Below are 13,697 nucleotides of genomic sequence, written 5' to 3'. Positions count from 1 at the left end.
AACGCACAATGAAAACAAAGAAAATATTTTACACGGCTTTAATTATTGCATTGCCATTTGTTTGGACGAGTTGCAGCGACATTTTGGACGTTGAACCGAATGATGTAATTACAAAAGAGAACTTTTATAAAACAGAATCTGATTTTCAGGCCGCAACGGGACCATTATACAATAAAGTATGGTTTGATTTTAATGATAAATTCTACTACGGATTAGGAGATGGACGTGCCGCAAACATGTATGCGCCTTTCTCAGATTATGTTTATCCGTTTACAGATTTAACAGAAACGGGACTAACAGGGCCTTTGGTTTCGGCTTGGGCATCTTTGTATAATGTAATACAGCAGTCTAATAATGTGATTATTGGAATTTCTGGAAGCTCAATGAGCGAGGCTATTAAAAACAAATATATTGCTGAAGCTCGTTTTATGAGAGGAACAGCTTATTGGTATCTAGCTTCGTTATGGGGAGATGTGATTATTTCTACAGATCCGAGAGAATTGGTAAAAAATCCAATCGTAAACAAAAATCCAATGAAAGATGTTTACGAATTCTCAATGCGTGATTTAGAATTTGCTGCAAAATACCTTCCGGAAACTGCAGGGCAGGCTGGACGTTTAACAAAATACAGCGCATACGGAATGCTGTCTCGTGTTTACTTATCATTTTCAGGTGTTAGCGACAACCCAAACAGCGGAACACGCAATCAAGAATACCTTGATTTGGCCAAAAAAGCAGCAGAAAAAGTAATGAGTTCTGGGCCTTACAGCTTAATGACAAATTATGAAGATTTGTTCATGATCGACAATAACAACAATACCGAATCTATGTTTGCATTGCAATGGGTTCCAAACGGAGATTATGGCGTAAACAATACACAACAGGCTTATTTTGCATTAGGCTCTGATATTACAGGAGACGATGCCGCTTGGGGATATTGGACAAGAGCTTCTTATAATGTTTTACAAGAATATGAATCAAAAGATCTTCGTCGTAGAGCGACTTTTATGGGAGATGGTGATCATTATGCAGAAATCAATAAAGCAAACGGAGGTTATATAGTAGATCATACAGCAGATTTCCTTACCATTAAAAAAGGAGTTGTAGGTTCTACCAAAGACAATTCTAAAATTACACGTATGAATTCTGCTTTAAATACATACATGTTACGTCTGGCAGAAGTGTATTTAAATTATGCAGAAGCAGCTTTAGGAAACAATGCTACAACTGCAGATGCTACGGCCATTTCGGTTGTAAACAGACTTCGCACCCGTGCAGGTTTAGATCCTAAAACAACTTTGACTTATGCAGATCTTGCACATGAAAGAAGAGTTGAATTATGTATGGAAGGACAATATTGGTACGATCTAGTTCGTAGAGCTTACTACAAACAGCAGGAAGTAATCAACTATGTGACTGCGCAAAATAGAGGAACAATAACTCCAATTTTGTACGACTCAGCAACCAATACCGTTACGGTTGACGCTACAAAAGCGACAAGTCCGAGAGCAATTGGGGTAATTGATGCGACAATTTTCACACTTCCTTATCCAGAATCTGAATTAGTTCAGAATCCGTTATTGAGAGAAAATCCTGTTCCGTATCAGTTTACAGAAGAGAAAATAAAAGACTTATTCTAGTTTCAGAAATAAAAAACTAAAAGACATAAATATGAAATATATTTTAAATAAAAAGTATTGGGCACCTATTGCACTATTAAGCATGATGGTTTTCGGTATGCTATTTACTTCTTGCGACAACAACGATTCTGAAGGACGCGCAATGACCATTACAAAAGTGTTTTTAGAAGATGTAAATTCGACCGTACCAGATAGAGAAGTTAGTTTTGCCCGTTTAGGACAGCTATTGCGTATCGAAGGTTCTGGATTTGAAGGACTGAAAAAAGTTTATATTAACGGATATTCGACCTACTTTAATGTGGTTTTTGTTTCCAACAATTCAATGTTGGTAAGCATTTCTGCAGATACACCCATTACAGATGCAGATCCATCGGTAAGAAATACAATTCGTTTTGTAAATGATTCAAACGAAGTGACATTTCCTTTTCAAATCCGTTCAGGAAAACCAGCTATTTTAAGCATGTCGAATACAATGCCAAATCCCGGAGAGACAATTATTGTTTCAGGAACAGGTTTGACAGAAGTAAGTAAAGTAGTTTTTCCAGGAAATGTTGAAGTTACAACAGGAATCACTTCAGATGAAGAAGGAGAATCATTTACAGTTGTAGTACCAAGCGGAATTTCAGATTTAGGAGGTTCAATTTATGCCGAAACATCAAACGGAGGCGTGTACTCTCCAGCGTATTTCAATTTCAAAAAAGGTTTACTGCTTAATTTTGACGGACAAGGTTCACACGGATATTGGGGAAGTTCAACAAGCATGATCAAGCCAGCAGATTTAGAGTCGGCAGCTTTAGGAACCATAAATACATCTCAAGGAAAATACGTACCTCATCGTCCAGCTCGTATTGCTTCTTTTGATGCAGCAAAAAACCGTTGTACTGAAGTTTGGACAGCAGGAAATGGAGTAGACAATTGGAGAGCACAATTAACGCCATACATTCCGGCAAGTACGCCATTGGATAAAGTAGGATTTCAATTTGATATCTATGTGCCAGATGTTTGGAGAGATTCTGGTTTCTTAAAAATTTGTATGATCAATAATTTTAATGGAGGAGAATGGACAGGAGCTTGTTACAACTATGTTCCTTGGATTAAAGATGGTAAAGCAATTGGAGTAAATACAACAGGATGGATTACCGTTACCATTCCATTAAACAAATTCTATGCTTGGTCTAAAGAGGCATTTACTTTCGAAACGGTTCTAGCTTTTCGCGAAGCGGCAACGTATCAAAACTTTGGAATTTACTTCGAAAATTCTGATGTAAAACTATCTAATGTAACAGGAAGCGCAAGCGAAGTAGAATTTCCTTCAAAAGCAACTTCTGTAAAAGTCTACACAGACAATTGGAGAATTGTACCATTAGATACGCCAGTATACAATGATTTTAACTAACCCAACAGCCACAAAATGAAATCTAAATATATCATACCAATAATTGCTTCATCACTAATGATTTTGTCATCATGCGATGATAATTTGATGGAGTGGGGAAAAGACCCAGAGCACGGAGAAGTAACAGGAGCCGAACTTCCGTTGGCTTTAGTAGAAAAAATAAGCCGTTACGAACCCTTAAAAAACTATTCTGATTTTTCTTTAGGAAACGGAATTGGAATAAGTTTGTACATGAGCGATGCTAATTATAGAAAAATCGTAAACGAAAATTTTGATGAAGTAACGCCAGGTTACGAAATGAAGCATGGAGCAATGGTAAACTCGAAAGGAGAAATTGATTTTGCCAATGTAGATGCTTTTATTGCTGCAACAAAAAGCGCAGGATTAAAAGTTTTCGGACACACTTTAATTTGGCATTCCAACCAGAATGCAAGTTACCTAAACAGTATTATTGCCCCTACAGTAATTCCAGGTTCAAGCGGAACAAATGTCTTGGATCTAACTCCTATTAAAAACGGAACTTTTACAGGATGGGCTAGAAATAACCCAGGAAAAGGTATAACTACAGTTGCCAATGCGGGATTAACAAGTACATCTGCGGCAATTCAGCTAGCTTCTAGCGCAAGTTCTTCGGCGGCTTATAGTCTTCAGCTGACCTCTCCGAATGTGCCAATTGTGGACGGGCATAATTACGAAATCTCATTTTATATCAAATCTGATGTAACAGGAAAAGGACGTATTTCATTTAATGCTTCATTGGCAAATCAATACCCATACAAAGATTGGTTTAGCACAGGCGGAACATGGACAGAAGCTTTTGCAACCACTTCTTCTTGGCAGCAAGTTAAAATTAAATTAGCGCCAGGCGATTTTAAAGCAGGAAACACAACTTTTCAGTTTAATTTAGATTTAGGATATCTTCCAAATGTAACGTATCTGATTGATGCTAATACGCTAGCAGTTGTCGATTTGGATGCTGCGACAGGGCCAGTTAATTTAGTTTCTAACGGAACATTTAATTCTGGAATAACAGGATGGAGCAAAGCCAATGGAGCAGCTGATGCATTAAGCGCAGCAGGAGCTTCAAATGCTTATGAAGGAAGTGGAGCTATGAAAGTAGTCAATGCTACATCTGACGCTGGAAACCAATGGAAAACTCAGATTCAAACCACTTTTACTTCTCCATTAGTAGCAGGAAAAAACTATACCATTTCGTATATGATTCGTTCTGAAGCTGCTGGATCTGTAAGATGTTCAACAACTCCATCGGGTGTAGCAAGTTACCAAGGCGATCAGGCCACTACTACAACTTGGAAGCAAATCGAGTGGAAAATCGCAGCAAAAGGCGGTGAAACAGGTTTTGGTTTCGATTTAGGAGGAGCGGCAGGAACCTATTATATTGATAATGTTTTGGTAACCGATGGTGCAGCAACTGGTGGAGGCGCGACAGCTCCAGTTACAATTGAGAAAACAGATGCAGAGAAAACTAAAATTATTAGCGATGCTATGACAGATTGGATTTCTAAAATGATGACACACTATAAAACAAGCGTTTTCTCTTGGGATGTGGTAAACGAACCAATGAAAGAAGATGGAACTCTAAGGAACGGGACAGAAGGCGATACGGCTTCAGATTATTTCTCATGGATTAAATATCTTGGAAAAGATTATGCTGTAACAGCTTTCAAACTAGCACGTCAGTACGGAAATGAAACAGATAAACTCTTCATCAACGATTATAACTTAGAATCGAGACTGGATAAATGTGACGGATTAATCGAGTACGTAAAATATATTGAAGAGAAAGGTGCTAAAGTAGACGGAATCGGAACACAGATGCACATTGGTTTAACTACAGAGAAAGATAAAATTGTTCAGATGTTTCAAAAACTGGCAGCCACTGGAAAATTGATTAAAATTTCTGAATTAGACATCAGATTAGGAACCGCAACACCAACAGTTGCACAGCAAGCTTCTCAGGCAGAAATGTATCAATTTGTTATTGATTCATACAAAAAATATATTCCTGCGGCTCAGCAATACGGAATTACAATTTGGGGAGTATCAGATAATTCTAAAGAACATGAATACTGGCTTCCAAATGAATCTCCAAATCTTTGGGATGCAAATTACGTTCGTAAACACGCTTACAAAGGCGCAGCAGATGGTCTTGCAGGAAAAGATGTGAGTTTAGGTTTCTCAGGAGAATTACAAAAACCTTAAGTATTTAATTAGTAATAATATCCATAGTGCAAGTCTGTAAAAGGGTCTGCACTATGGATTGTTTATTTTTCCTAACTTTTATCGCTCAAGATTTTATCGGAGCAAAAAAACAAATCCAAATGGCTTTGAATCTTAAAACAAACCTAATAAACGTTTTTACAAAAGGCAAATTGTTTCTCATTGCATTCTTGACGATACAGTTTGGGTTTAGTCAAAACATACCTCATCTTCAGAAAAAAGCAAACAAAACACAATTAATTGTCAACCAAAAACCATTCTTAATACGAGGCGGAGAATTAGGAAATTCCTCTGCAACCAGTATGGAAAGCATGGAACCTATCTGGTCTAAATTGACAGATATGAACCTCAACACAGTTTTAACCCCGATTTATTGGGAATTGATAGAACCGCAAGAAGGCAAATTTGATTTTCTATTAGTAGATGATTTGATTCTCAGAGCACGAAAAGAAAACTTAAAACTCGTTTTTCTTTGGTTTGGATCATGGAAAAACAGCATGTCGAGCCACGCGCCAGAATGGGTAAAACTCAACCAGAAAAAATACCCGAGAGTTAAAGACGATACAAACAAAAGTTATGAGATTTTAACGCCTTTCAGCGAAAATAATCTTCAGGCCGATTTGAATGCTTTCAAAAAACTGATGGCGCATATCAAAGATTTCGACCAAAAAGACCAAACCGTAATTATGGTTCAGGTTGAAAACGAAATCGGAATGCTGCCAACTGCTCGTGATTATCACGCTTTAGCGAATGCTGCATTTCAGAAGCCGGTTCCAGAGGAATTGATCCAATATTTAGAAAGAAACAAACAAAAATTAGTTCCTGAATTTTTAGAAATCTGGAAGAAAAACGGATTCAAAACAAAAGGAAACTGGGAAGAAATTTTTGGAAAAGGATTACATACCGACGAAATTTTTATGGCTTGGTATTTTTCTAAGTTCACCAATATTGTTGCTAAGGCAGGAAAAGACGCTTATCCAATTCCGATGTTTGTAAATGCAGCGTTGAATGCTCCAGAAAAAAAGCCAGGACAATATCCAAGTGCAGGACCGTTGCCTCATATTATGGACGTTTGGAAAGCCGCAGGAAATTCAATTGATTTTTTAGCGCCCGATTTTTACAACCCCTCATTTAAACAATGGAACGATTTGTTTACCCGTCAAGGCGATCCGTTATTTATTCCAGAACACCGTTTTGATGAAACGGCGCCTTTTAAAGGTTTATACGCTATAGGGCATTACGAAGCAATTGGTTTTTCGCCATTTTCTATAGAATCTGTTGCCGATGGCAAAAAAGAACCATTAGGGAAAATATATGATTTAGTGCAACAGTTAACTCCGACAATTGAAGCCAATAAAGGGCAAGGAAAAATTGACGGTGTTTTATTAGACAAAGAAAATAATACGCAAATCATAAAAATGGGCGATTACGAATTCACTTTCAAACACGATTATACCTTAAATTGGTCTGATGGAGCAAAAGCAGAAACTTGGCCAATGTCTAGTGCGATTATTATAGAAATTGCCAAAGATGAATTTTATATTTCTGGATCAGGAATTGTGGTTACTTTTAAACCATTAAAGGAAAATCTAAACGCAGGAATTCTAAAAACAGATCAAGGCCGATTTGAAAATGAAAAATGGAAAACCATCAGGCATTTCAACGGAGATCAAACCCATCAAGGCAGGCATTTGAGAATCTCAGTTGGTGATTACGAAATCCAAAAAGTAAAATTATATACTTATGAGTAGTTTTTTTAGCCACGAATTCACGAATTTTTTATTAAAATCTTTGTGTGTAGAGTGATTCAATTGCACAAATTAATTTGTGTAATTGAAGATAATTAAAACACAAAGAAAAGAATTAGAGAAATTCGTGAATTGCTTCGCCTATTCGCTATCGCTCGGGTCGTGGCTAAAAAAAATAAAACAGATTATAATGAAAAAAATAATAATAGCATTTCTAATAACTCTTAGCATAAACGCACAAATAAAATTGCCGCGATTGATAAGCGACGGAATGATTTTACAGCGTGATACTAAAGTTAATATTTGGGGCTGGGCATCGCCAAACGAGAAAATCGAACTCGATTTTAATCGCAAAACATACAAAACGATAACAGCTCAAGACGGAAAATGGTCGATCCAGCTTCCGTCTCAAAAAGCCGGCGGGCCTTATGAAATGACTTTAAAAGCATCCAATACAATTGTATTAAAAAACATTCTATTTGGAGATGTGTGGTTATGTTCGGGACAATCCAACATGGAACTTCCAATGGATCGCCTGAAAGACAAATACAAAGAAGAAATTGCAAAATCTGCCAATCCGAATATTCGACAATTTTTAGTTCCCGATGAATATTATTTTGCGAAAGAAAGAAACGATTTTTCAGCTGGTTCTTGGGTTGAAGCAAATCCTATAAATGTTTTGCAGTTTACAGGAGTTGGATATTTCTTCGCTTTAGAAATATACGAGAAGTATAAAATTCCAATTGGATTAATCAACAGTGCTTTGGGCGGTTCTCCTGCAGAATCATGGATTAGCGAAGAAAGCATTAAAAAATTCCCCGAATATGAGCAGGAATATCTAAAATTCAAAGACGGAAAACTCGAAAAACAAATCGATGAAAATGATAGAAAAGTTAGTTCAAATTGGTATAAATTACTCAATGAAACCGATCTTGGACTGAAAGATAAATGGAGAAATTCGATCGAAACTTCAGATTGGAAGGAAATGAATATTCCAGGTTATTGGGCCGATGGTGAACTCGGGAAAATAAATGGTTCGGTTTGGTTTAAAAAGGATTTTGTTCTGGAAAAAGTAAACGAAAATCAAGCAAAATTAATTTTAGGACGAATTATTGATGCTGACTCCGTTTTTGTAAATGGACATTTCGTTGGAACAACTTCGTACCAATATCCGCCAAGAATTTATTCTTTTAATGCTAATGTTTTAAAAGAAGGAAAAAATGAAATCACGGTTCGCGTTATCAACAATTCAGGTATAGGAGGTTTTGTAATCGATAAACCTTACGAGTTAATTGTAGGCGATAAAACTATTGATTTAAAAGGAACTTGGAAATACAAATTAGGCTCAAAAACGGAACCGTTACCAGGGCAAACTTTTGTGCGTTGGAAACCTGTCGGACTTTACAATGCCATGATTGCACCACTAAAAGATTATCCAATAAAAGGGGTTTTATGGTATCAGGGCGAAGCCAATACTAGAAAACCATTTGAATATGGACCTTTAATGGAAGCTTTAATTTCTAATTGGCGTGCGCAATGGAAACAGGAAAAATTGCCATTTTTATTGGTGCAGCTGCCTAATTTTATGGAACCCAAAACAGAACCAACAGAAAGCAATTGGGCGGCTTTAAGACAGCAGCAATTAAATACGTTGAAAGTTCCAAATATAGGCTTAGCGATCACAATAGATTTAGGCGAATGGAATGATATTCACCCATTAAACAAATATGATGTTGGAAAAAGATTATCGCTACAAGCAAGAAAATTGATTTACGGAGAGAAAAATTTAACGGCTTCTGGTCCGATTTTTCAATCGATGAAACAAAATAGCAATAAACTGATTTTAAGCTTTTCAGATATTGGATCAGGATTGCAAGGCAAAAACGGAAATGAGTTAAAAGAATTTGCCATTGCAGGAACCGATGGAAAATTTGTTTGGGCAAAAGCAAATATCGAAGGCGATAAAATTGTAGTTTGGAATGATGCCGTTTTAAATCCTGTAAAAGTGCGTTATGCTTGGGCAGATAATCCTTCTGAAGCTAATTTATACAATAAAGAAAATTTGCCTGCTTCGCCTTTTGAAGCAGAGTTGAAATAAATTTTTAATAATGACAACTTTGACAAAGTTTGCTACAAACAATTTTTAGACAAAATTCCGGAGGAATGAAATATTTATAGATCATTTGATACATGGTTAGCAAAAGCTCCAGAGGAGCGACATAATTCTAAAATTAATATTTCACCCCGCTGAGGCTCTTTTGAAATGGGAATAATTGTTTCTATAAATATGCCGTCCCGCTGGGACTTGTTTTAAAAATCCGATATTTAAAAACTATTTCAAATTTTCTACGAGCATTTTCAAAAACGCCTTAACGGCCTTTTTCTCATACACTTCCTTCAAAGAAATCAGCATTGCAGTTCGGGTCATATTTTCTCCTTTTATTGGTATGGCGTACAAATCTTTTTCGTCTTCAATTGTAGTTTTCGTTAAGATCGTGTGCCATTTTCCCGTTTTAATTAATTCAAGCAAAGTTGGAATATCATTTATTTCGATCGTAACATTCGGATGTAAATTGTTTTTTTCAAAGGCCTTGCTGATAAATTGAGTGGTGCTAAAACCACCAGCAGGCATGGCAAGAGGCAACGTACTAATTTCTTCTAGAGAAATGGTCTTTTTATTTTTTAAAGAAGTTTCAGAAGACGTAACCAAAGCCATTGGGGAAGTAAACAATTCTAAATATTTAAAATGCGCTTCAGAAGCAATTTCCTCAAAAGTTAGAATAACATCAAGTTGAAAATGATTTAGTTTTTGAATGAGTTCCTGCGAAGTTCCAAAGATAATTTCGAATTGAATTTTAGGATATTCGGAACTAAACAAAATCAAAGCTTTTGTAACGACATGTCGTAAAGCGTAGGTAACGCCAATGGCAATTTTTCCAGTTTCGAGTTTATTTAAATCTTTTAATAATTGAAGTCCGTCAGAAGCTTTGTTGACCGATTGCTGCGCGTAAACCGAAAACAATTCTCCAGCTTCGGTCAATGTAATTCGTTTTCCAATTCGGTTAAAAAGCGGAACCTGAAGTTCGTCTTCCAATTGTTTAATTTGTTGCGATAAAGTACTCTGACTGATATAAAGCGCCGAAGCCGCTTCGGTAAAATTCAGTAATTCTTTTGCTTTCAGAAAATATTTAAGCTGACGAAGTTCCATTTCTAAATCGGTTTTATCGATTGATTATATCGAAAAATAAGGTTTTACAAATATAGAAATTCTTAAGAACTTTGCTTTGTTATACAACTACAAACAAAAACAACATGAAAATTATAGCATTACAAGAAGGAAATTATATTGTCAATTCTCAAAAAGAATTTCAGCTTTTAACAGAGCATACAATCGATTCTGGTTTAAAAATGGCGATTCAGCCTTTTGTTGTTATTACAGATCATGATGTTATTTTAATAGATTTCGGTTTAGGATTTGTCAATAATGGCGTTCCATTTATTTACGAAATGCTGAGAAAAAATAATATTGAACCTCAACAGATTACTAAAATTCTGGTTTCGCATCTACATAAAGATCATATAGAAGGAATCGGTTATTTTGAAGATAATCAGTTTGTTCAAAATTTTCCAGATGCGAGGATTTACATTCAAGAACGAGAAATAGATTTTGCTTTAGAACAATTGCAAAATCCGTCGTACGTTCCTGAACTATTAAATGAGCTGAAAGAATTGCCAAATGTTGAATTATTAAATGAAGACAGCGGACAAATTTCAGACGAAATTTCCTTTGAAGTTACAGCAGGACATACCAAATTTCAACAGGTATTTTGGATTAAAGCCGATAACGAAATTGTTTTTTATGGAGCCGATGATCTTCCTCAAAAAAGATATTTAAAATTTCCTGTTGCCTACAAAACCGACTTCGACGGAAAACGTGCTATGGAATCAAGAAAAAAATGGGAACAGCAGGCAAAAGATGAAAACTGGAAAGTGCTTTTGTACCATGATATGAAGACACCTGTTTTAGATTTTACTGAAGAAAGAAGTGAGATGAAAGATGCTGTGTAAACAAGAAACAAGAAACAAGAAACAAGAAACAAGAAACAAGAAACAAGAAACAAGAATATAGAATATAGAATATAGAGGTTAGAAGCAAGAATAGAGATTATAGATGAAAAACATAGAAACAATTCCGGCTTTAATTATTTACGGATCATTGGCTCCGGGAGAATCCAATCATTCGGTTATGGATCCGATAAAGGGAGAATGGAAAAAAGCAATTATAAAAGGAAAACTTGAAGAAGGTGGTTGGGGCTCTTCTTTAGGGTATAATGGTTTTATTCCCGTTAATAATGAAGAAGCCGAAACAATAAAGGCGCATGTTTTATTTTCGGAAGATTTGACTTCGCATTGGGATTATCTGGATGAATTTGAAGGTGATGGCTATACGCGAATTCAAACCGAATATGAGCTGGAAAATGGAGAAAAAGGAAGTGGATACATTTATGCTTTAAAACAATAAAAGGAAAATTCAGATTAAATTATTTAGTTTGAATTTTTTTTTAGCAGAAAACAAAAGAAACAATACACTCTTTACTTTTTCTTCCAAAGAAGTTCGTAAAATCGAGAACGCTTTGGTAATCTGCGCTTCAACGGTTTTGATAGAAACATCCAAATGTTCTGCTATTTCAATATTGGTTAAACCTTCTTTTTTACTTAAAATAAAAACCTCTTTGCATTTTGGGGGTAAATTCTGAATCTCTTTGTTTACCGCATTCAAAACCCTCTGAAAAGATTCAGAATCTTCTTCTTGAACAATTCCGTTTAAGGCATCATAATACGATTTTTCTAGAGAAAATAAAGACTGGTTTTTTCGGTACAAATCGATAAATTCATTGTAAACCAGTTTGTAAAGAAAGCTTTTTAGAGAATGATCTACTTTTAGTCTCGTACGTTGTTCCCAAACTTTAATAAAAACATTTTGCACGATATCTTCGGCACTATAAACATTCTTTACCAAGCTGTTGGCATACACACAAAGTTTATGATGATAGGTGTCGATAAGGTACGTGTATGCACTTTCATCTCCATTCTGTAGAGACTCAATTAGAATGGTATTATCGCTGTAATCATCAATCTTCATAAAAACAAATATATAAATTAATAGGTTTTGAGGTTAAAAAGTAAACTGAATTTGCTCAAATCGACCTTTTTTTCGGCTTTCTATTTGAAAATTATTACAAATAAAAAAGGAGGAAAAATGCAAATATAAATCTTTTAGTTTATAATATCTACCAAATTAGTCGGGTTTTATTGAGAGAAAACACTTGCGAAAAATAAAAAAATCAGTAAAATGAAAAAAACTTTATCAAATTGTTAGGGTTTTGTTTTTTGGCTTCGTAATAATGTTAAAAACGACTAAAATGACAGTAAAAAAGTCAGAGAGACTAATTGTTAAATTTATCACAAATCAGGCTTCTCAAGAAGAGATTGAGCAGCTTACGGAGTGGTTAAGAGAAGAAGAGAATCAAATTGTATTTAAGGATTTTGTGCAAACCAATTATGCAATTGATACTGCTTTGAACACTTTTGATTCGACCGAAGTTAGTAAACAGCTTTCGGAACGAATCAATAAGGAAAATAATGTTTTTTATAAACGAAGATTTTCATCTTATTATAAATATGCTGCGATTTTAATTGTGGCTTTGGGAGGTTTTTATTTCTATAAAAATTCTAGTGCAGAACAAGTTAAACAAAATGTTATTGTGCCGAGAGTCGACGAGATTGTTTTACAATTGGGTAACGGTTCATCTGAAACTATTGATATTTCTGGAGAAAAAAATGTTACGGACAAAGACGGAAATATTATTGGAAAACAAGAGAAAAACAGATTGGTTTATAATAAAGCTTTTGCTGAAGGAGAATTGGTTTACAATACATTGAAAATTCCGTACGGCAAAAAATTTGAGGTGCAGCTATCAGACGGAACTTTAGTGCATTTGAATTCTGGAACGTCATTTAAATATCCAGTTCAGTTTGTCAAAAAACAAAATAGAGAAGTGTATTTAACAGGTGAAGCTTATTTTGAAGTTACCAAAGATAAAAGCCATCCGTTTACGGTAAATGCGCAGCAAGTTAATGTTGAGGTTTTAGGAACTAAGTTCAATGTCGATTCGTATAGTACTAATAGCAGTACAGATGTTGTATTGGTCGAAGGTAAAGTTTCGCTTTATAAAGATCAGAAAACAACCCAAAATCAAGTTTATTTAACACCAGGTTTTAAAGGTTCGGCTCAACAAGGACAAAGCGAAATTAAAATCGAACAGGTCAATACCGATTATTATACCGATTGGGTAAAAGGAAGTCTGGTTTTTAAAAATGCTTCTTTTGATGATATTATTAAAAAGTTAGAACGCCAATACAATGTAACTTTCATTAACAGAAATAAAACACTCGGAAAAGAAATTTTCAACGCCCGTTTTGATAATGAACCCATTGAAGTGGTCTTGAAATATTTCAGCGATAGTTATGCAATTGATTACAATATTGACAGAGATAGAATAACGATTAAGTAAATACGAAGAATTAAGAATTAAGAATTAAGAATTAAGAATTAAGAATATAGAGATAAGAAACAAGATTGAGAAATCTAAAATCAACAATCAGAAATCT

General features: G+C 35.2%; 10 protein-coding genes. 8 read left to right on the top strand and 2 right to left on the bottom strand.

Annotated features, from left to right (window positions below):
- The first annotated feature begins 8 nt into the window (after positions 1 to 8).
- The 5 genes from SOM12_RS22815 to SOM12_RS22795 all read left to right on the top strand — a co-directional run bounded on the left by SOM12_RS22815 (position 9) and on the right by SOM12_RS22795 (position 9,123).
- Positions 9 to 1,640: a RagB/SusD family nutrient uptake outer membrane protein gene (locus SOM12_RS22815; RefSeq protein ID WP_320495629.1), complete on the top strand. Its 1,632-nt coding sequence runs from the start codon at positions 9 to 11 to the stop codon at positions 1,638 to 1,640.
- 31 nt (positions 1,641 to 1,671) lie between these two features.
- On the top strand, positions 1,672 to 3,036 hold the full coding sequence (locus tag SOM12_RS22810) for a glycan-binding surface protein (protein WP_320495628.1): 1,365 nt from the start codon (positions 1,672 to 1,674) through the stop codon (positions 3,034 to 3,036).
- A 15-nt stretch (positions 3,037 to 3,051) separates the two neighbouring features.
- The gene (locus tag SOM12_RS22805) at positions 3,052 to 5,259 is read left to right on the top strand and encodes an endo-1,4-beta-xylanase (RefSeq protein WP_320495627.1); all 2,208 of its coding nucleotides are present in this window, start codon (positions 3,052 to 3,054) and stop codon (positions 5,257 to 5,259) included.
- A gap of 53 nt (positions 5,260 to 5,312) precedes the next feature.
- Positions 5,313 to 7,028, top strand: coding sequence for a DUF5597 domain-containing protein (locus SOM12_RS22800; RefSeq protein WP_320495626.1), 1,716 nt, complete (start codon positions 5,313 to 5,315; stop codon positions 7,026 to 7,028).
- 187 nt (positions 7,029 to 7,215) lie between these two features.
- The gene (locus SOM12_RS22795) at positions 7,216 to 9,123 is read left to right on the top strand and encodes a sialate O-acetylesterase (protein WP_320495625.1); all 1,908 of its coding nucleotides are present in this window, start codon (positions 7,216 to 7,218) and stop codon (positions 9,121 to 9,123) included.
- Positions 9,124 to 9,357: 234 nt separating this feature from the next.
- Here the strand turns inward: SOM12_RS22795 and SOM12_RS22790 are convergent, their stop codons facing one another.
- The gene (locus tag SOM12_RS22790; RefSeq protein ID WP_095931306.1) at positions 9,358 to 10,233 is read right to left on the bottom strand and encodes a LysR substrate-binding domain-containing protein; all 876 of its coding nucleotides are present in this window, start codon (positions 10,231 to 10,233) and stop codon (positions 9,358 to 9,360) included.
- A gap of 104 nt (positions 10,234 to 10,337) precedes the next feature.
- On the opposite strand from SOM12_RS22790, the gene SOM12_RS22785 reads away from it, so the two are divergent.
- Both SOM12_RS22785 and SOM12_RS22780 read left to right on the top strand, forming a co-directional pair.
- Entirely contained in the window at positions 10,338 to 11,093 is a 756-nt protein-coding gene (locus SOM12_RS22785) for an MBL fold metallo-hydrolase (protein WP_320495624.1), read from the top strand.
- A 103-nt stretch (positions 11,094 to 11,196) separates the two neighbouring features.
- Positions 11,197 to 11,547, top strand: coding sequence for a gamma-glutamylcyclotransferase family protein (locus SOM12_RS22780; RefSeq protein WP_320495623.1), 351 nt, complete (start codon positions 11,197 to 11,199; stop codon positions 11,545 to 11,547).
- A 9-nt stretch (positions 11,548 to 11,556) separates the two neighbouring features.
- Here the strand turns inward: SOM12_RS22780 and SOM12_RS22775 are convergent, their stop codons facing one another.
- Positions 11,557 to 12,168, bottom strand: coding sequence for an RNA polymerase sigma-70 factor (locus SOM12_RS22775; RefSeq protein WP_320495622.1), 612 nt, complete (start codon positions 12,166 to 12,168; stop codon positions 11,557 to 11,559).
- 280 nt (positions 12,169 to 12,448) lie between these two features.
- Here SOM12_RS22775 and SOM12_RS22770 point away from each other — a divergent pair, with 280 nt between their 5' ends.
- Positions 12,449 to 13,600, top strand: coding sequence for a FecR family protein (locus SOM12_RS22770; RefSeq protein ID WP_320495621.1), 1,152 nt, complete (start codon positions 12,449 to 12,451; stop codon positions 13,598 to 13,600).
- Positions 13,601 to 13,697 lie beyond the last annotated feature (97 nt).

The sequence above is a fragment of the Flavobacterium sp. CFBP9031 genome (assembly GCF_034044945.1).
GTDB lineage: Bacteria > Bacteroidota > Bacteroidia > Flavobacteriales > Flavobacteriaceae > Flavobacterium.
The sequence above is the reverse complement of the archived record's forward strand: the minus strand, read 5'-3'. Positions and strand labels throughout refer to the sequence as shown.